15 protein-coding genes and 1 riboswitch are annotated in these 20381 nt (G+C 29.1%); of the genes, 3 read left to right on the top strand and 12 right to left on the bottom strand.

Annotated elements, in window-relative coordinates; genetic code table 11:
• Nucleotides 1-45: 45 nt before the first annotated feature.
• From eno to BN854_RS05085, 3 genes are all read right to left on the bottom strand, one after another.
• Nucleotides 46-1341, bottom strand: coding sequence for a phosphopyruvate hydratase (gene eno / locus BN854_RS05075; protein WP_026660709.1), 1296 nt, complete (start codon nucleotides 1339-1341; stop codon nucleotides 46-48).
• Nucleotides 1342-1527: 186 nt separating this feature from the next.
• Nucleotides 1528-2157, bottom strand: coding sequence for a Gx transporter family protein (locus tag BN854_RS05080; protein WP_026660713.1), 630 nt, complete (start codon nucleotides 2155-2157; stop codon nucleotides 1528-1530).
• A gap of 75 nt (nucleotides 2158-2232) precedes the next feature.
• Nucleotides 2233-2347: riboswitch (FMN riboswitch) on the bottom strand.
• A 44-nt stretch (nucleotides 2348-2391) separates the two neighbouring features.
• Entirely contained in the window at nucleotides 2392-3150 is a 759-nt protein-coding gene (locus tag BN854_RS05085) for a hypothetical protein (RefSeq protein ID WP_026660716.1), read from the bottom strand.
• Nucleotides 3151-3247: 97 nt separating this feature from the next.
• On the opposite strand from BN854_RS05085, the gene gpmI reads away from it, so the two are divergent.
• Nucleotides 3248-4777 (top strand): 2,3-bisphosphoglycerate-independent phosphoglycerate mutase, encoded by a 1530-nt coding sequence (gene gpmI / locus BN854_RS05090; protein ID WP_026660717.1) that lies wholly within the window; start codon nucleotides 3248-3250, stop codon nucleotides 4775-4777.
• Between the two features lie 116 nt (nucleotides 4778-4893).
• On the opposite strand, the gene BN854_RS05095 is transcribed toward gpmI, so the two are convergent.
• The 5 genes from BN854_RS05095 to parE form a co-directional block, all read right to left on the bottom strand.
• Nucleotides 4894-8097: a pectate lyase family protein gene (locus tag BN854_RS05095; protein WP_026660726.1), complete on the bottom strand. Its 3204-nt coding sequence runs from the start codon at nucleotides 8095-8097 to the stop codon at nucleotides 4894-4896.
• Nucleotides 8098-8273: 176 nt separating this feature from the next.
• A complete protein-coding gene (locus tag BN854_RS05100; protein ID WP_026660735.1) occupies nucleotides 8274-9323 on the bottom strand; it encodes a hypothetical protein in 1050 nt (349 codons plus the stop codon).
• Nucleotides 9324-9333: 10 nt separating this feature from the next.
• A complete protein-coding gene (locus BN854_RS05105) occupies nucleotides 9334-10974 on the bottom strand; it encodes a nucleoside kinase (protein WP_026660744.1) in 1641 nt (546 codons plus the stop codon).
• A gap of 19 nt (nucleotides 10975-10993) precedes the next feature.
• Nucleotides 10994-13597, bottom strand: a complete 2604-nt coding sequence (gene parC, locus BN854_RS05110; protein ID WP_026660752.1) for a DNA topoisomerase IV subunit A — start codon at nucleotides 13595-13597, stop codon at nucleotides 10994-10996.
• A gap of 1 nt (nucleotide 13598) precedes the next feature.
• Entirely contained in the window at nucleotides 13599-15566 is a 1968-nt protein-coding gene (parE, locus tag BN854_RS05115) for a DNA topoisomerase IV subunit B (RefSeq protein WP_026660761.1), read from the bottom strand.
• A gap of 215 nt (nucleotides 15567-15781) precedes the next feature.
• Here parE and plsY point away from each other — a divergent pair, with 215 nt between their 5' ends.
• Nucleotides 15782-16462 (top strand): glycerol-3-phosphate 1-O-acyltransferase PlsY, encoded by a 681-nt coding sequence (gene plsY, locus BN854_RS05120; RefSeq protein WP_026660770.1) that lies wholly within the window; start codon nucleotides 15782-15784, stop codon nucleotides 16460-16462.
• A 94-nt stretch (nucleotides 16463-16556) separates the two neighbouring features.
• On the opposite strand, the gene BN854_RS05125 is transcribed toward plsY, so the two are convergent.
• From BN854_RS05125 to BN854_RS05140, 4 genes are all read right to left on the bottom strand, one after another.
• Complete coding sequence (locus BN854_RS05125; RefSeq protein ID WP_026660780.1) at nucleotides 16557-16841, bottom strand: DUF1294 domain-containing protein; 285 nt, start codon at nucleotides 16839-16841, stop codon at nucleotides 16557-16559.
• Nucleotides 16842-16899: 58 nt separating this feature from the next.
• Nucleotides 16900-17466, bottom strand: coding sequence for an NAD(P)H-dependent oxidoreductase (locus BN854_RS05130; RefSeq protein WP_026660787.1), 567 nt, complete (start codon nucleotides 17464-17466; stop codon nucleotides 16900-16902).
• 93 nt (nucleotides 17467-17559) lie between these two features.
• Nucleotides 17560-18423: a mechanosensitive ion channel family protein gene (locus BN854_RS05135; protein WP_026660795.1), complete on the bottom strand. Its 864-nt coding sequence runs from the start codon at nucleotides 18421-18423 to the stop codon at nucleotides 17560-17562.
• Between the two features lie 10 nt (nucleotides 18424-18433).
• Nucleotides 18434-19459, bottom strand: coding sequence for an alpha/beta hydrolase (locus BN854_RS05140; protein ID WP_045959796.1), 1026 nt, complete (start codon nucleotides 19457-19459; stop codon nucleotides 18434-18436).
• Nucleotides 19460-19550: 91 nt separating this feature from the next.
• Here BN854_RS05140 and BN854_RS05145 point away from each other — a divergent pair, with 91 nt between their 5' ends.
• A complete protein-coding gene (locus BN854_RS05145; RefSeq protein ID WP_026660811.1) occupies nucleotides 19551-20339 on the top strand; it encodes a pseudouridine synthase in 789 nt (262 codons plus the stop codon).
• The last annotated feature ends 42 nt before the right edge of the window (nucleotides 20340-20381 follow it).

Consider the following 20381-nt stretch of genomic DNA (forward strand, 5'->3'; position numbering starts at 1 on the left):
AGAGCACTTTTTTATAAGTGCTCTCTAATTAATTATAAATTATACTTATTTTTTTAAATTATAGAATGATTTTAATCCTAGGTATACTGCTGTATCTCCTAATTGATCTTCAATTCTAATTAATTGGTTGTATTTAGCAATACGGTCTGTACGTGATGCTGAACCTGTTTTAATTTGTCCTGCGTTTGTAGCAACAGCGATATCTGAAATTGTAGTATCTTCTGTTTCACCTGATCTATGAGACACAACAGCTGTATAACCAGCACGTTTAGCCATTTCGATAGCGTCAAATGTTTCTGTTAAAGTACCAATTTGGTTAACTTTAATTAAGATTGAGTTTGCTGTATTAGTAGCAATCCCTTTAGCTAAATATTCTGTGTTTGTAACAAATAAGTCATCACCAACTAATTGAACATCTTTTCCTAATTTATCAGTTAATAATTTCCATCCTGCCCAGTCATTTTCATCCATACCATCTTCAATTGAGATAATTGGGTATTTTTTAACTAGTTTAGCATAGTATTCAACTAATTGTTCAGAAGTAAATTCTTCTTTAGTAGATTTTTTGAAAACATATTTTCCTTTTTCTTTATCAAAGAATTCTGAAGCTGCAACGTCAAATCCAATATAGATATCTTTTCCTGCTTCATATCCAGCTTTTTTAATAGCTTCTAAAATATGATCAATAACATCTTCATTTGATGCAAGATTTGGTGCGAAACCACCTTCATCACCAACTGCAGTTACTAATCCTTTTGCTTTAAGAATAGCTTTTAGATTATGGAATACTTCAGTTCCCCAACGGATAGCTTCTTTAAATGATTTAGCTCCAACTGGATAGATCATGAATTCTTGAAAATCGATTGGTGCATCTGAGTGTGCTCCACCGTTTACAATATTCATCATTGGAACTGGTAATTGTTTAGCATTGAATCCACCAAGATATTGGTATAATTCAACTCCTAAGAAATCAGCAGCAGCTCTTGCTACAGCCATTGAAATACCTAAAATAGCATTAGCTCCATATTTACCTTTGTTAGGTGTTCCATCTAAAGCGATTAATAATTGGTCAATTGTTACTTGATCAGTAACATCAAAACCGACGATTTCAGGTCCTAAAAATTCGTTAACGTTGTTAACTGCATTTAAAACCCCTTTACCTAAATATCTTTTTTTATCTCCATCTCTTAATTCAACAGCTTCGTGTTCTCCTGTTGAAGCACCTGATGGAACGATTGCGCGTCCGAATGCTCCTGATTGAGTATAAACTTCAACTTCTACTGTTGGATTACCACGTGAGTCTAAAACTTCGCGTGCATATACTTCTGTAATGTATGGCATTTAATTCACTCCTTATTTTTTATCGTTTTTATTTCCATAATTATTATACTCTATTTTAAACTAATTTGAAAGATGCCTATAATTGAAAACGCTTTCTTTAAGACTCCGTTATACTTCTCTTTTCTTTTACCTAAAACACCTGATTTTATCTATGTTAAAATATCAATTTTATCTAGCATGCTTTTTTTAAAGTTCAATTTGCTCAATTCTTGGTTTAAGTAATAAAAAGACAATCCCACTTGCTGCACCTTTAACAAAATTTAACGGAATATATGAAAATGAGAAAATAAAAGCTTTAACTATATACGATGAAAAATTATCATATGGAATAAGCGGTTTATTCATCGTAATCATTCCAATTACGTATGGTGTGATAGAAAGATGAAGTACTGTAAATGAAATGCCTAGACTTAAAGAAAAAATAATTGGAACTAAAATCCATTTTTTCAGGCTTATTTTTTCTATTTCAATGGGCATATCTAAAATTAAAGGTTGTTGTTTATCCCTAAACACTTTCTTGATCATCATATATGTAAATAACATAATGTATGATGAAAAAAAGGCTAATGATTCTCCAAAGAGTCCCATAGGATCAAACCCTCTAAATAAACGTCTAACAAGCGTTCTAATTAAAATAACAGTACTAGCACCCCTAAATCCTAAAACTAAGTAAGCGATTAAAATAGCTACCTCACTGAAATCTAGTTTAAATCCTTCTGCTAATGGTATTGGTATTTCAATCAAACTGACTATAATTGCTATAGCGGATAAAGAAATAATATACACAAGTTTTTTTAAAATAATTTTGTTTTTCATTTTTAACTCCTTTTAAAAATAAAATAGTCATCCAAAAACTTAAGGACGACTAAAAAAGACGTTAAAAAAACGTATATTTTTCTTCTCACATCCAGACTTTAACTGTCGGTACTAGAATCTCACTAGTTCATGCTTAACGCTCGCAGACTATACTGCCGGTGGAGAATTCCGCTCCGCCCCGAAGTTATTAAATTCTATTTTATTATAGCACCATCAAATATTTTTTCAAGTACTTTATCTTTTTAGAAATGGAAACTCTTCAAATCCAAATAAATATAAACTCATATAACCAGTTGCATAAACTACTGTGTATGCAATAAATAATTTAAAATCTTGACTATATAAAAGTGGTACAGCTAAATATAAGATTAATAATACAAGTGATATATAATACCCATTTTTATTAGGGACTCTAACAATTTTTTTATATTCAAGCACTAAAACGGAAACTAAAATAAGAACTATTACTATATATTCATACACTGTTGTTGGAGTAGTAATATAAGTTGGTTTAATATAGCCAAACCATACATTAAGTATGATGTATGTAAATAAGAATATTGAAGCTATGATTACTTTTAAGTCTGTATTTTTTTTAACCTCTGGAATAATATTCGTTATCTTTTCTTCTGACATCATAAAGAGTTTAGTAACTACTCTTGTATAGACAACTGTTAAAAATAAAAAGACAAATGCAATAATTTCAATAATGTCATTTTGCATTGAGGCATAGTAAAGCAAAATAGGCAAAATAAATAAAAATGCTTCATATCCATAGTAAGCATAAATACTACCATATGGCTTTAATTTTCTTCTCATATTTTTATATAAAATAAGCGGTACAAAGCCAATTGCTAATGCAACTCCGCCTAGTAAATGTGTGATATTTTCTGCAATCACTGTATTCATTGTTATTATTAAAAAGACTGCCACCACTAAAAAGTATAGTTGCACAGGTATATAAAATAATTTTGTTAATGTTTTTCTATTCATTTCACTCACACTCTTTCTATAACAATTCTACCACAATTTGTTACTTTTAACCAAATATATTGTATAATAGAAATGAAAAATATATTGAGGTGAAAGTATGAAAAAATTTGCAGGACTTATCATTATGGATGGTTTAGGCTTAGCTAAACCAAGCGATTCAAATGCTGTTACATTAGCTAAAACTCCATATTTAGAACATTTATTTAAAACTTATCCACATAGCACTTTAGTAGCATCAGGCGAAGCTGTTGGTCTACCAGAAGGACAAATGGGTAATAGTGAAGTAGGACATTTAAATTTAGGAGCAGGTCGTGTTGTTTATCAATCATTAACAAGAATTAATGTTTCAATTAAAGATGGTTCATTTTTCAAGAATGAAGCTTTCTTAAAAGCAATTGAACATGTTAAAAAAAATAATAGTAAATTACATATTCTTGGTTTAGTATCAAACGGTGGTGTGCATGCCTATACTACTCACATTAAAGCATTATATGATTTAGCTAAACAACAAGGTGTATCAGATAAAACTTATTTACATGCTTTTACTGATGGCCGTGATACCCCTCAAACATCAGGTCTAGGTTATGTAACTGATTTAGTTAATCATGGATTAAAGGTTGCTACTGTTTCAGGTAGATATTATGCTATGGACCGTGATAATAACTGGGAAAGATTACAAAAAGCATATGATACAATGGTTCTAGGAACTGGTCCTAAATTTAAAACTGCTATTGAAGGTATTCAAGATGCTTATGATAATAATTTAACTGATGAGTTCGTGAATCCTTTTGTGGTTGATGAAAATGGTTTAATCAGTGATAATGATGCTGTTATCTTTGCTAACTTCAGACCAGATAGAGCAATTAGAATAGCAACAGCTATTTCTAATCCAGAAGACACTAAATTGTATCATGCTGAAGGTAAAGCTGATTTCAAATTTGACAAACCTTTACATAACATTTTCTTTGTTTCTATGATGCATTATAACGCAAGCGTTAAGGGTGTCTTAGCATATCCTTTACAAGACTTAAAAAACATTTATGGTGAAGTCATTGCAAATAACGGTCTAAGACAATTTAGATCAGCTGAAACTGAAAAATATGCTCATGTTACTTTCTTCTTTGATGGTGGTCGTGAAATAGAACTTAAAGGTGCTGATAGAATTTTAGTTGAGTCTCCTAAAGTTGCTACTTATGATTTAAAACCTGAAATGAGTGCTTACGAAGTAAAAGACAAAGCTGTCAAAGCTATTCTTTCTAAACAATATGATACAATGATTTTAAACTTTGCTAATCCAGATATGGTGGGTCATACTGGTTCTATCCCAGCAACAGTTAAGGCAGTTGAAACAACTGATGCTTGTGTAAAAGAGGTTGTTGAGGCTATTCTTTCTATTGGTGGAGTAGCAATCATTCTAGCAGATCACGGTAATGCAGAACAAATGAGAGATGCTTTAGGTAATCCTCATACAGCACATACTACTAATTTAGTTCCAGTCATTGTTACTGATAAAAATGTGACTGTTCATGAAGGTGCTTTATGTGATGTTGCGCCTACTTTACTTGATTTCTTAGGTATTGATAAACCTGTTGAAATGACTGGTAAATCACTTGTAACTAGAAAATAATACTTAATAATCCCCTATTTTAAAATAGGGGATATTTTTATTCTATTAGATTATACTTTAATAAAAAGTGAGCATAACTCAATTTAGATAGTTATACTCACTTTTTTATTTAAATACTATTTTAAAATAAGCCCGTTGTCTTGATATTTCCAAGATTCTGAATCAAGCATATCTTTTAAATTTTCTGTAAACCAAGTTTCATCTAAAATAATATCATTTGCTATATATGTGCTTTCACCTAATCCTTTATTTCCATCTTTTTTAGTAATTCCTTTTAAGAATACTTTTTCTCCTAAAGTTGATATACCATCATTATTTCCAACCATGGTATTGTAATTTGCTTTTTTCATTTCATAAGTTATCAATTCTACAAATATATTGTTTGCATTAAGTCTTACTTCAGAGTTTACTTTTCCTGCAATAAATCCTACGTTATGACTTGCAGAAACATGAATATTTGTAGCATATACATTAGATATATCTAGATTTGAATTAGTTACCATATTAGCGATCAATCCTGCTCCTTCATTTGAAGGTGCATTAATAATTGCCACATCCATATAAATATCCTTAATAATCACTTTTGATAGGCTACCTAGCTCTCCTACTAAAAATGCTGTTAATTTATTTGCTGATAATTTTACATCAGTAATTTTTATATTATTTATTTCTACTCTAGAATCTAATCTTATTTCTCCTGTTATAAGTCCTAATTTATTCTTTTTAGCTGTTATTTCTATCTTATTAAATTCTATATTGTATATAGTGGTTTTTCCTGATATAGCTCCTGAAAGAAGTCCATTTCTATCACTCTTATTTAACTCTGTTAGCTTAATATTTTCAAAAGTAATATTTTTAACTACTCCATTTTTAATTTCTTCAAAGATACCTTTTCTTAAGTTTTTTTCTGTTAGATTCATAACTTTGAATCCATTACCGTCTAAGACACCTTCGAAAATAGTACTGATGCTCATTGTTTTGCCAGTAAAATCAAGGTTATTCATGAGTTTGTAATATTTTCCTTTGGTTATAGGTTCGCTTAACATTTGGTTAAATTCTTCTTCAGTTGTAATTTCAATCACTTCTTCATTAACAATATCATATTTGATTATTTGACTATAAAGTTCATTGGTTTCTGTGATTAAATATATGTATTTTTTACGATTAGATTGAATATTTTCTAGCATCATACTAGTATCATTAATTTCAACTAACTTTTTATCTTGATGATTCAATATATCATCTTGTGATAGGTTTTCTAGATCAGTGATTAAGTAATGTAAATTACCTTTTTTCATATAGAGATTAAGTGATATATTGATCATTTCGTTTTGTTCATCACTTATATTATACGCATAAATTTCATTTTCTTTAGTTTCATCATAAACAATAACTGTTTGTACTATTTTTATAATATTTGTACTATCAGTTTTTGATGTGATTATATATTCTATTTCATATTTTCCTGGTACAGTTGTATCTAACTCTAGATTTGTAGTGTATGTATAATCTGTATTTAATAATAATTCTTTATTACCATAAAAATTGATTACTTTAAAATTAGGAACGTATGTATCTGCTTTTTTAACTAATACCACTTTATCCAAAGAAATCATTTCAGGAAGAATCATTTGTCCTCTATTAGAACTATTTTCACTTAAACTGATATCAATCTTTAACCAATCAAAATCTGTTAATTGAACTACACCTGCTTGATTTTTATCAAAACTTTCTTCTAATTTTGCAGTTTCTTCTAGTAAGTATTTATATGGTATCGTTTGCCAGTTTCTAAAATAGAATGGCTGTTTAGCTGCATTAGTATTACTTTGGATCCAAAGAGTATTTTCATCATCACTTGATCCTTTATAGACTGTTTCACCTGTTATATGATAACTATTAATAACTTTGTATTTTCCAGTATATCTACTGTCTAGATTGCTATCTTGGTGTGTTTTAATAGCTTCTGCAATATTTTTAAAGACACTATTTTCCATTAAAACTGCTCCTTGTTCAGTTGGAACAATCGCTTGGCTCACAATAGGAATACCTATATTTCTTAATTTAGAAATATCGGTTGCATCTGATATAACGTTATATAAATGCACATCACCTTTTCTTAATCTAGGAAATCTATCTTGTAGATTTTTAGCATAAATATGATGCATTGTTACTGTAATATTTTCAAATCCTGATCCATCTGTAGTATTACCAAAATTGAATCCTTTTTTCTGACTAGCAGCAACAATCGTAATATCTTCTTTGCTTGCACTATTTCGTAATTCATCATAATAAGGATGCTCAGTTCTGTTATTTTCTAACATATCCATTTGAACAGTTATAAAATCCGTTACGACAAAATTTAAATCTAAGTAGGATAATGTAACATTTTCTACATTATTTTTTGCATCAATGATGCCATCGTAAGAATTAGAAAATGATAAATGATCAAACCATAAGCCATTAACATTTTCTAATGTGAAATAGTCCCAATCGTTTTCCTTATATTGACCACGATCTTTTTCATCCCACTCCCATATATCTGCAAACTTGATATTTCTGATAACTATATTTTTTGAATTTCCTTTAATATGAGTTGTTAAGTGTTTAATGGTTATTCCGTTTTCAGAATAAATCATTAAATCTTCTCTTCCATCTAAAATAAGTTGACCTACTCCTTCTTCAATTAAAACAGGATGTAGCATTGGAATATTAGGATTTCGTCTATATAAAGAATTATTTTCTGTTAATTCTTTTATTCTAGTTTCATCTTTATTAGCAGCTTTTAAGTTTTTGACTACATTTAGGTATCCCATGTTTAAATCTTTAGTTATTTTAATCACTTTATTTTCTTTATTCTCTAACGTCTCTAAGAACTCTATTTCAGTTGAAACTTCTTTAGCAACTGCATTTGTTCTATCTGTAATACCTAAAGAGGCAAAGCCATAAGGATTATTGAATTGTTTGTAATCTATAGTTGGTATAACTATTTCTTTATCGTCTTTTAAAACTTTAATAGAATACGTTTTTGTTTTTTTTGCACTATTCAATTCTACTAGTAAAAACAATTGAACTGTGACATCTACTTCTTTCCTATTAACAACACCCTTTGAAGTAAGGCTTGATGTATTATTGGAAGTCCAAGTAAATTTTGCGTCTGGGTATTTTTCGCTTTTCTCTATTAAAACTATATTATCTTTAGTCTCTGTTGGTAGCGTGATACTGTCAAAGATTTCATCTATTTTTTGCTCATTATTGATTCCACAACTTGCTAAAAGAATAGCTGTAACACCTAATAAAAATAATGCTAATACTTTTTTCATTTAATCCCTCCATTGTTTTATAATTTTATAGTATCATTTGTAAGCGCTTTAGTCAAGCACAAAACAAAGCGCTTACATTTTTTATTATTCACATCTGTGTAAATCAAACGTATTTTATCCTAAAAAAAGAAGATAGATTCTATCCTCTTTAAAATTACTTTTATAAACTTACTTTTTTAGAATAATGTTAATTGTTGATCTTTATTCTTATTTCTAGATTCAACTATTCTAATCCACTTAGAACTTCTTCCTTTTCCAAGAGGTCTAATAATATTTTCATCTTTTAGTCTTTTTAATGTTCTATCAATGGTTGCTTCACTAACTGTTGGATGGGCTTTTCTTATATCTTCTTTGGTAAATACCTCATTACCTTTACTAATTGTATTTTCAATGTTGTCAGACTTGTTGAGATTTTTTTCAAATGCATATTCACGTGAAAATTCATCTACTTCTTCATAGGATTTTTTGAGTATGTCCACTAAGACTCTACTTAATAAATCAGTTTGTGCATAATGTGTTTCCCAGTAATAATTAGCTTGATCTAATCCACTTTTCCAAATAGTTTTAAAATCATTAAAATTTTTAAAGAAACTTACATATTTAAATACATTAAAATGTTTAATCAGTAAAGCATAAAGCAATATGAGTGCTATTTCTTGATTCTTATCGCTAAAGATTTTCATGTTTAAGAAATCCACATAGAAGTTAGCTATCAATTGTGAAAGTTCGTATTGTTTTGTTTTAATTTGTTTATTAAATAATTCTATTAGTTTTTCTAGATCTTCTTTTTTAGACTTTTCTTTTTTAGTGGCTAGAATTGCTATTTCTTCTGACTTATAGGTTTGATATTTAATAGGGTTTGTCTGTTCGGATAATAGTTTTGCTAGATCACTTATTTCATTGACAAGTAATTCAAAATCTTTTGGATTTTTTTGTACTAAAGTTAAAGCCTCTCTAATATTGATATAAAATTGTTCTTCTTTATTTTTTGATAATAAATCTTTTTTTGCAAGTAATTTCAATCTACTATCAGTTAAATCAAAAGAAAAAATTTTTGCAAAATAATATGCATTATCTAACACTACTTTTTTTTCATAGACATTACTATCTCTACTAAATAGCTCATCATAATAGAATTCTTTACCTTTAGATTCGTATACAGAAAGTAATAAAAGCATTACTTCATGATTAACTTGTATACGTTCCATATTTTGTAATGCTTTCATTTCTTACCTCCTAATCGTGGAACGGGCTTCCACCAATAAATTCTTTTAAAATTGAGTTGTTTGGAACTAATTCTGGATCAATTTCTCTAAAGTATTTCAAGAATTTAACCAAGCGGTTCGCTGTAATATAATGTCTATCTTCTGCTGGAATTGCTAAAAGATGTGGCATTGCAAATTGTTTTAAGACTGATATTTCATAAGTCAATTCTGAATTAAAGACAAAGTCAGCTTCCTCTTGATAAGGATAAATCCATTTGAACTCCCCTCTTCTTACTGATGGCCACATATCCATTGTAGAAGTTACAGGTGAATTACGATATTTTTGGTCTCTAACTGCTCTTCTTAATAATCTTAAGTCTGTGATACTAATTGGATTATGGTTATCAATATGTAATTGAGTTTGTGGAGAAATATAAATTCTAAATTTTTGATGCTTTGGAATAAGTGAAGTCAGTCTGTCATTTAAGGCATGAATGCCTTCAATAAGAATAGGACTATTCTTATCTACTTTAATTGTTTTTCCTGCTTCTCTTTTTCCTGTATGGAAATTAAACTTAGGTAGTGTCACTGCATTTCCTTGAATTAAAGACAACATATCTTTATTAAATAATTCAATATCTAGGGCTTCAACGTGTTCTAAGTCTGGTTTTCCATCTTTATCTTTTGGTGCATCTTCTTTTCTAAAATAGTAATCATCCATTGATATCATAACTGGTCTAATCCCTAGGCTTAAAAGTTCTATTCTTAATCTATTTGTGAAGGTTGTTTTTCCACTTGATGATGGTCCAGCAACTGCGATTAATCTAATATCTTCTTTATTTTCTTCTATTCTTTTGCCTAATTCAGATAATTGATTATTTAATTTTGTTTCGCATAAGTTAACAAAATCAACTTGACTATCTCTTGTTTCAGTATATCTGTTAATATTATCAATGGTATTTCCACCAATAATTTTACCCCATTTAGCAACATTTCTTAATGCTTTGCCAAAGGTTGGGGCATCTACGAATGGTGGAATATTTCCTTGGAATTCTGTTCTTGGAAATTGAATAATAAATCCTGGGTGATAGTTAAATGCTTTAAATTTCTTTAAATGTCCTGTTTTAGGAACCATATAACTATACATGTAGTTCATGTAATCAGCTGTTTGATAAAGGTTGACGTTGTTTTCTTCTCTATATTTTAGAATATCAATCTTATCTTTTAAGTTTAACTTTTCATAAATTTCAATGGCTTTATCTTTAGTTGTTTTAACTCTTTTAATTTCTAAATCCAATGAAACTAATCTATTTACTTCATTGATGATATTTTCAAGTTTTTCTTCAGGAACATTTTCATAACCTTCGAAAACAGCTAAAATAGAACGTGAGATACTATAGTTAAATCTTAGTTTTATTTCTGGATATAAATTGTATGTTGCCATAGCAAATAAATATCTTAAACTTGCCTCATAAACTCTTACAGCATCCGTATTTGATAAGTTTAAAAATTCAACATTTGAGTTATCTTTTTCTAACTTATATGTTAATTCCCTTAGTCTACCATCAACGGTTGCTACTACGGCATCAGTTATCTTAGCTTGTTTGGCTATTTCTTCTAATGTATCTCCTTTTTTAACTTCTAAAACTTGGTTTAAAACGTTAATTTTCATAAAAGCCTCCTGTTTTATTTTATAAATCGTCATCATCGAATAAATCTAATCGACTTAAACGTATTTTTTTCTCTTTTTTAACTAAAACTTCTTCAACAATTGGTGCTTTTTCTTCTTGTTTTTTAATCACAATAGGTTCTTTTTTAGTGACTATAATAGGTTCTTCTAACTCTTCATTTATTGAGTTTTTAACTTCAATGTAGTAACCTTTTTCATCAATAATTTTCTTGCCAAATTTATTTGGTGTGTATTTTACTTCAGAAAGTGGCATCAATAATCCTGTTTTATCTGATAGTATTCTAATCGCTACATTATCTTTTGTTTGTGTCTTAGATAATCTTGACGCACTCATGACTAGATGTGGATTTGTTTTTTGTCTTTCTAAAATCATAATACCTTTTCTATATCTTGAATAAACTGGTAACTCATAAACATTATCTTTGATAATATGTCCTCTATTTGTTAAGAAATAGAATTCATCTGAATCTTTAGCATAGAATGCTACACTAGCAGAGTCATTTTCTGATAGGGCAATTCCTTTTACACCAGATGCAGTTAGACCATATAAAGGTAACTCTTCTGTTTTAAATCTTAAGGCGTATCCATTTTGTGATAAAACAACAATGTTATTTTTTTGGTTCATATCAACTGATACAACTTCATCATCTTTAGATAGTTTCATGACTCTTACTGGTTTAGAGTATCTTGATATTTCTAAGTCTTCTAATTTAACTTGTTTCATCATACCTTGCTTAGTAGCTAAGAGTAGATTCAAGTTCACTTTAAAATTAGAGATACAGTAGACTTTAATAATTTTTTCATCTTTGCTAATAGTAACTATGTTATTAACATAAGTACCTAAATCTCCCCATTTTTGATCATCAATCTTATGAACAGGTAGGAATATATAATTTCCTAGGTTTGTAAACAAGAGTAATGTATCTAATGTTTGTACTTCTTCTTCGTATAAAATAGCATCATGCTCTTTTAATCCTGGAAGATTAGAAGCATTGTAACTTCTAAGTGATGATCTTTTAACGTAGCCATCTTTAGTTATTCCTACAACTACTTTTTCATCAGTAATCAGTTGGGTTTCATCAATTTTAATATTTTCAATTTCTTCTTCTATTTGAGATAATCTTGGTGTTCCTAATGTATCGTGATAATACATTAATTCACCTTTAATAACTTCTAATAAAACTTTTTCATTTGTTAAAATCTCATTTAGTTCTTTGATTTTTTCATCTAATTTTCTATTTTCTTCTTCTAGTGCTAATATGTCTGTTGAAGATAATCTATAAAGTTGTAAAGTAACGATTGCTTCTGCTTGAAGTTCTGTGAAATCAAATCTTTTACATAAGTTTTCTTTTGAATCTGCTTTGTTTTTAGAAGATCTAATAATTTTAATAACTTCATCAACAACAGATACCATCTTAATTAAACCTTCAACGATATGTTGGCGCTTTAATGCTTTTTCTAATTCAAAATTAGAACGGTTTGTAATAACTTCTTTTTGGTGTTCAATATAAGTTTTTAAAAGAGGAATCACACCAACTAAAACTGGTCTGTGATTCATAATAGCTACCATGTTATAGTTATAACTTACTTGAAGGTCTGTATTTTTTAATAAATAATTGATAATAAATTGTGCATTGGCACCTTTTCTAAGATCTATAGCAATTCTTAATCCTTCTTGATCTGTTTCATCTCTTATTTCTAAAATATCATCAATAGAGTTATTTACCCTTAATGTATCAATTGATTTAACTAATTCAGCTTTATTAACTTCATAAGGTATTTCAGTAACAACTATTCTATCTTGATTTTTAGCCATCTCTTCAGTCATTGTTTTAGCACGAACAATTACTTTTCCTGCACCTGTTTTTAAAGCACTTTGAATACCTTCTTTTCCTTGAACAATACCACCTGTTGGGAAATCCGGTCCCTTAATAATTCTTGCCATTTTACTAAACGGCATATCAGGTTCATCAATTAACGCGATAGTTGCTTTAACTACTTCTTTTAGATTATGAGGAGGGATTTTAGTTGCATATCCGGCTGATATTCCCATTGCTCCATTGACTAAAAGATTAGGAAATTTTGCAGGTAGTACAGTAGGTTCTAATTCTTCATCATCAAAGTTTGGAATAAAATTGACTGTTCTTTTATCTATATCTGCTAATAGTGCTTCTGCTTCTTTTGATAATCTAGTTTCAGTATAACGCATAGCTGCTGCGCTATCTCCATCAATAGAACCATTATTACCATGCATATCAATTAAAGGAACTCTCATTTTAAAATCTTGAGATAATCTTACCATAGCATCATAAATACTAGAATCCCCATGTGGGTGATACTTACCCATAACTTCTCCGGCTATTCTAGCGGACTTTTTATATGATTTGTTAGAAAAAATCCCCATTTGTTGCATCGCATACAAAATTCTTCTTTGAACTGGTTTTAATCCATCTCTAGCATCTGGTAATGCTCTTTCTTGAATAATATATTTAGAATATCTACCAAATCTCTCTGAAATAATATCTTCTAGCTTAATTGTTTGAACTTTCTCAGCAACAAAGGAATCTAATTTTTTATCTAGTTTTGTACTTTTTTTAACTGCCATATTATTCCCCTGCCTTTTGTGATACATCAAAATCATCATTCATTTCAAAATCAACATTACTTTCAATCCATTCACGCCTTGGGGCAACTTGATCACCCATTAAAACTGTGATGTGTTTATCTGATTCATTTAAATCTTCAATTTTAACTTGTATAAGGGTTCTTGTTTCAGGGTTCATTGTAGTATCCCATAACTGATCACTATTCATTTCTCCTAAACCTTTATATCTTTGAATAATATAATTAGCCCCTGCATCAACCAGTGCTGCTTTTAATTCTTCATCGCTCCATGCATACTGTATTTCATCTTTTTTACCACGTTTTTTAGTCAGTTTGTAAAGTGGTGGTAGCGCAATATATAATCTTCCGTCTTCTATCAAAGGTCTCATGTATCTAAAGAAGAATGTAAGGAGTAAGACTTGAATATGTGCCCCATCAGTATCAGCATCCGTCATAATAATTACTTTCTTATAGTTTGATTTTTTCAAATCAAAATCTATACCAAAATCAGCTCCAATCGTATGAATAATTGTGCTAATTTCTTCATTTTTAAGAATAGTTTCAGTATTTGTTTTTTCTGTATTAATTACTTTACCACGTAAAGGTAGGATAGCTTGGAATCTTCTATTTCTTCCTTGTTTAGCAGATCCTCCAGCTGAGTCACCTTCGACTAAGAATAATTCATTAATTTCTCTATCTTTACCTTGAGCAGGGGTTAATTTTCCAGTTAATAAGACTTCTCTTTTAACTTTTTTCTTACCATTTCTAGCTTCTTCACGAGCCTTACGAGCCGCTTCACGAGCTCTTTGAGCTGCTAGTGATCTTTTTATAACATGATTAGCCACTTCTTTGTTTTCTTCAAAGAAGAAAGTCATTTTTTCATAAATAACAGCATCTGTCGCTGGTCTTGCTTCAGGGCTACCTAATTTGCCTTTTGTTTGCCCTTCAAATTCTAAAACATTTTCAGGTATTCTAAGAGAGATAACTGCTGTAAGTCCTTCTCTAATATCAACCCCTTCTAAATTAGAATCTTTTTCTTTTAAAAGTGCGTATTTTCTAGCATAATCATTCACTGCTTTTGTTAATCCTGTTTTAAATCCTATTTCGTGTGTACCACCATCTTTAGTTCTAACGTTATTAACAAAAGATAGAATATTTTCGCTATAAGTTTCACTAAATTGTAAAGCAATTTCAACTTCTATTTCATTTTTCTTTGAAGTTGTATACTTTCCTTCTAAGAGTGAAACATCACTTACTGTACCTTTATTTTGATTTAAAAACTTAACATATTCCTTAATCCCATCTTCGTATTGAAAGATATCTTTATTTTTCTTTCTTTCATCTACTAAGACTATTTTTAATCCCTTGTTTAAAAAAGCTGTTTCTCTTAAACGCTCTTTGATAATATCATATTGAAATAAGGTAGTAGAAAATATCTTTGGATCTGGTTTAAACCAAACCTTTGTTCCGGTTTTAGTTGTATCCCCTAATCTATTCATTTTTCCTATTGTCTTGCCGCCGTCTTCAAAGCGTTGTTGGTATATACCTTTATCTTTATATACTGTTACTTCTAAAAATTGAGATAAGGCATTTACAACAGAAGATCCAACTCCGTGAAGTCCCCCAGAAACTTTATAGCCTCCTTCAGAGCCAAATTTACCACCTGCGTGTAAAATTGTAAAAATAACTTGAGTCGTTGGAACACCTAAAGCATGTTTTTTATATGGCATCCCACGTCCATTATCTGTAATCTCAATAGAGTTATCTGCTAATATTGTTAAACTTATTTCATTTCCATATCCAGCTAGTACCTCGTCAATAGCATTATCCACTATTTCCCATACTAGATGATGAAGTCCTCTTGAATCAGTTGATCCAATGTACATTCCAGGTCTTTTTCTTACTGCCTCTAATCCTTCAAGAACCTGAATAGAACCTTCATCATAATTTTTTGTAACTTTATCACTCATATTATCACCATCTCTTTGTAATCTTAATTATAACAAAAAACATACGCATCTACAACATTATGACTATATTTTCACTTTATTAAAGTCTTTTACTTTTCTTATTTTATATTATATTTTGTATGCTATAATATAAGATATCATATTTCTAAATATTAAATATGGAAGATTTTATACTTGAAAGGAGTTAGCTATACTATCGTATAGTTACGCAGAGGATGACAATTTTTTATATAGTACTTTTAATGATTTTTTCTTATTTATTAGGTTCTATTCCCTTTGGACTAGTAGTTGGTAAATTATTTAAAAAAATTGATATTAGAGAACACGGTTCTAAAAATGTAGGATCTACTAATGCAGTTAGAGTTTTAGGTTTTAAGTGGGGCGTATTAACTTTTATATTTGACTGTTTAAAAGGTGCATTGCCTATTTTAATCGTAAAATATTTTATTGGTGATACTAATTTATATGTTCTAGGTAGTGTTAACGTGATTATTATGTATGGTGCAGCTTCAGTGATTGGCCATATTTATCCAATTTATATTGGTTTTAAAGGTGGAAAAGCGGTTGCTACTTCTGTTGGTGCTGTTATTGCTATTTCTCCGATTATTGGTGTAAGCGGTATTCTTATCTTCTTTTTAATTGTTTGGATTACCAAATATGCATCCATTGCTTCTATGATAGCATCTGTTTCAGTTGGCGTTGCATTATGGGTAGATACAGTTTGGTTAACGATATTTATTGATGCTGGTCCTAATAATAATTCTTTACAGTATAATTTAGTTAATCTAATTTTAGTTTCTGTTTTAGTTTGTATGATTTTATATAAGCATAGAAAAAACTTTATTAAGTTACTTAAAGGTACTGAAAATAAATTTGGTTCAAAAAAAGATAAATAGTCAATCAGATCACTTGAGTTAAATACTCAGGTGATTTTTTTATAAAAAAACTTTCTGTATATTCTAGTTAAATGAACATACAGAAAGTTTTATTTTATTTATATGTTAGGTAAACAAGTAAACCTAAAATTCCTAAATGCAAAATAAATGATAACCAATTGACCCATTTAAAATACCAATGTTTATTTTTATGTCTAAGTTTATAAAGGGCTAATAACCCACCTATTGAACCTAATAAAAAAGATGCTAATAATAGAGTCTTTTCTTTTGTTCTCCATTTTCCTTTAATAGATTTTTTCTTATCATTTCTATAAAGAATATAAGTAAAAATAGATAATAAAAACCATAAGATAATATATCCAATAACTACTATTTCCATAATTTCTCCTTTTTAATAAAAAACTTAGAATACTATTTAAGTTTCTAAGTTTAATTTGTTATTTATTAAAGTGTGTATTAATTTCTGCTAAGAAGTTGTTTCTTGATTCTTCAACATGTACTGTTGGGCAGTGAATCCAAGTAACATTGTTAATTCCTACAGTTCTTAAAATTCCATTAGCCAATACATTTTGGATTGGATCGCCAAGGAATGAGAATATTTTTTTATCAATATTAGCAGTTGTAATAATAGTTGCTCTTTCAGATTTTAATAATCCTTTTAATTGATGATCTACTTCACCATATACTTGTCCTTTTAAGAATACTTTATCATAGAATCCTTTAAGAATAGCTGGTTCACCATACCACCAAATTGGGAAAATAAATACTAATTCATCAGCTTCTTTGACTCTTTTTACGTAGTCAGCTGCTTTTTCATCTGCATATTCACCTTTAACAAAAACCTTTAAATCTTCAGGTCTCATTACTGGATTAAATCCGTCTTTATTTAAATCTATTACATCTATTTCATGGTTCTTTTTTGCAAGTAATTCTTTTACTTGTCCTAACACATGATGATTAAAACTTCCATCCCATGGATGTGCATATACGATTAATGTTTTCATAACTGTCTCCTTTATTATTTCCATTATACATTCTAGCATGCTGTTCATATTTTTTGTAGTAATACGCTTAAAATACTATATTTTAGTGTCTTTTTAGTTTTGAATGTCTCTTCTGTCGTTTACATTAACAAAAATTGTTTTCTTGATTGAAAGTTTTTCTTTGTTAAAGTAGTCAAGTAAAGCTTTTCTCAATTCATTTTCTATACTTCCATTTTTCAAAGTATTTGTTTTAGCTGTAATACGCAAGGTTATACCTTCATCTAAAATTGAAGTAATCACTGCCTTATTAGGTATTTCTAATACTTCTGGGTGCGTTTCTTTAAATTGAGCTAGAAACTGAGCAAATTGTTCACTTTCAATTGAATTAACATCAAAGTCACTTGATACTTTAAAGTCTACTACAGCAAGCGATGTATTCAAACTAGAATTAAGAACCATTTTGATATCACCATTGTTAATCGTGATGACATCGTTTTTCCATGTAGTAATTTTAGTTGTTCTAATACCTATATCTGTAATAAACCCTTTAACTCCATTAATTTCTACTAAATCACCTAATCTAAATGTTTTTTCAACAATTAAAAAACATCCACTAATGACATCTTTAATGAGTTCTTGAGCACCAAAGCCAACGGCAAAGGCTAATACTCCAGCACCTGCTAAAACCGGCATAATATCGATTCCAACTTCTTGTAAAATCATAATAGTAATCCAAAAGACAAAAAGAGCTCTAATCATATTTGCAATCAGTCTTTTTACCGTAATTGACTCTTTTGTTTCTTTTGTCTTTTTAGTTTTCTTAACAAAAACCCTAGTTAAAAGAATCAGTAATGAGGCTACTAAAAGCCAAAATATGATCATTACAATGGATGTTAAAAGTGTTGTGATAGACTCGTTTTGAACAACGCTTCTAATAAAATTGGTGATTGTTTCTCTTAATTGATTAACTAAACTCATATAAATACCTCTATTCTTCTAAAAATTTGATGACTTGATTAAATGTCATAAGAGCATAGTTATTGCCATCTTCATTCTTTGTTCCTAAGTTAAACTGATATTCGTGTGCAAGATTAGCATCATAAAATACTTTTGTAACTAAAACTCCTTTTTCTTCTAAAACTTTTGCTAGTTGTTTCCCTTGTTCTTCAAAAGAGTAATCTTTAGCATCTGTGATAAATGTTTTAGGAAAATCCTTTGTAACATAATTTTTTATCGTTAGGACATCCCACTTTTCATTTTTATCCCATTTCATGTCTCCTAAATATGCAGCACCTATTCTTCTTGATAGAAATGGTATTATCTGACCAAGAATTGATGTGCCTATTGGATTTAAAAGTTCTTTTAATAACCCAAAATCATAAGGTCCACAATAAAGTAAAATAGATTTAATTTGTTCTTTATTCATGACTTTATTAATATTTACTAATGCTTCATATTTTGGGTTTGTTTGAATAAGTGCAAATTGGGCAATAATATGAGCCCCTGCAGAATCTCCGCCTAGTATGATTTGATTTAAATCAACCATTGGATAAAGGTCAATATTTTTTTCTAAATGTTGATAAACTTCAGATACTTGAATAATAGGCATGGGATACTTAGCTTTTGGAGCATATTGATAGTTTAAATTAATAATTGTATATCCCTTATGGGCTAAAACTTTTAAATAGGATTCATTTCCTGATTTATCTCCTGAAACAAATGCTCCGCCATGTACCCAAATAACTGTTGGATACCTCTTTTGATTTTCTATAGGGCTTATGATGTTAAATTGATTTTTAGAACTAATCGATTCATAATCATAATCCTTAGAAACATAGACTTCACTTGAAATCAACTCAATATCATCATGCTCAGTATACTTTCCTTGACTAAACGCCATTCTAGTCAGCCAAACTGAAGGATAAACTGATACATATGAAAAAATAAAAATTCCTGTTGTTAAGACCAAGATGATGATGAAAAAACGGATAAAAAATTTAAATATTTTCTTCATTATTTCACATCCTTTACTTTTACATCTATATTTTATCATACTTACTAATGCATATTAAAGTAAAATAGTGTACAATACCTATGGTGATAATATGTTAAAAGCTATTTTTGATAATAGTATTTCAGTTAAAAATCAAAATTTAATAGAGCACGATAAAAAAGAGTCTGTTCGCTTAAACAAATATATATCAGATAGTGGTATTGTTTCTAGACGTGAAGCAGATCGTTTAATTATACAAAAGAAAGTTAAAATTAATGGTAAAATTGCTGAAACCGGTATGCAAGTACTTCCTTCTGATATTGTTACATTAGATAATAAAGTAATTTCTGTAAAAAATAAAAAGGTTTATTTAGCATTAAACAAGCCTGAAGGCATAGTTTGTATAACTGATACAACCATAAAAAATAATATCATTACATTTATGGATTACAAAGAAACTATTTTCCCAATTGGCAGATTAGATAAAGATTCTTGTGGACTTATTCTACTTACTAATGACGGTGATATTGTTAATAAAATATTAAGATCAGAAAATAATCATGATAAGGAATATTATGTAGAAGTGGATCGAGCATTTGATGATGATTTTGTTTTAAAAATGGAATCAGGTGTCACTATTTATAATCCTGTTACACATAAAAATCAAAAGACACTTCCTTCAAAAGTTAAAAGGGTATCTCATAAAGCCTTTCATCTTACCATTAATCAAGGTCTTAATTTACAAATACGAAGAATGTGTAAAGCATTAGGATATCATGTTAATTTTCTTGAACGTATTAGAATCATGAATATTCATCTGAAAGATTTAAAAAAAGGTCATTACAGACTTTTAACAGAAGACGAACTCAAAGACTTAAATTCATCTATTAACTATAAATAAGAAAATAATAACTTCTGAGGCTTAATCTAAAAAGTTATTATT

Origin of the sequence: Alteracholeplasma palmae J233 (genome assembly GCF_000968055.1) — a bacterium.
GTDB lineage: Bacteria > Bacillota_I > Bacilli_A > Acholeplasmatales > Acholeplasmataceae > Alteracholeplasma > Alteracholeplasma palmae.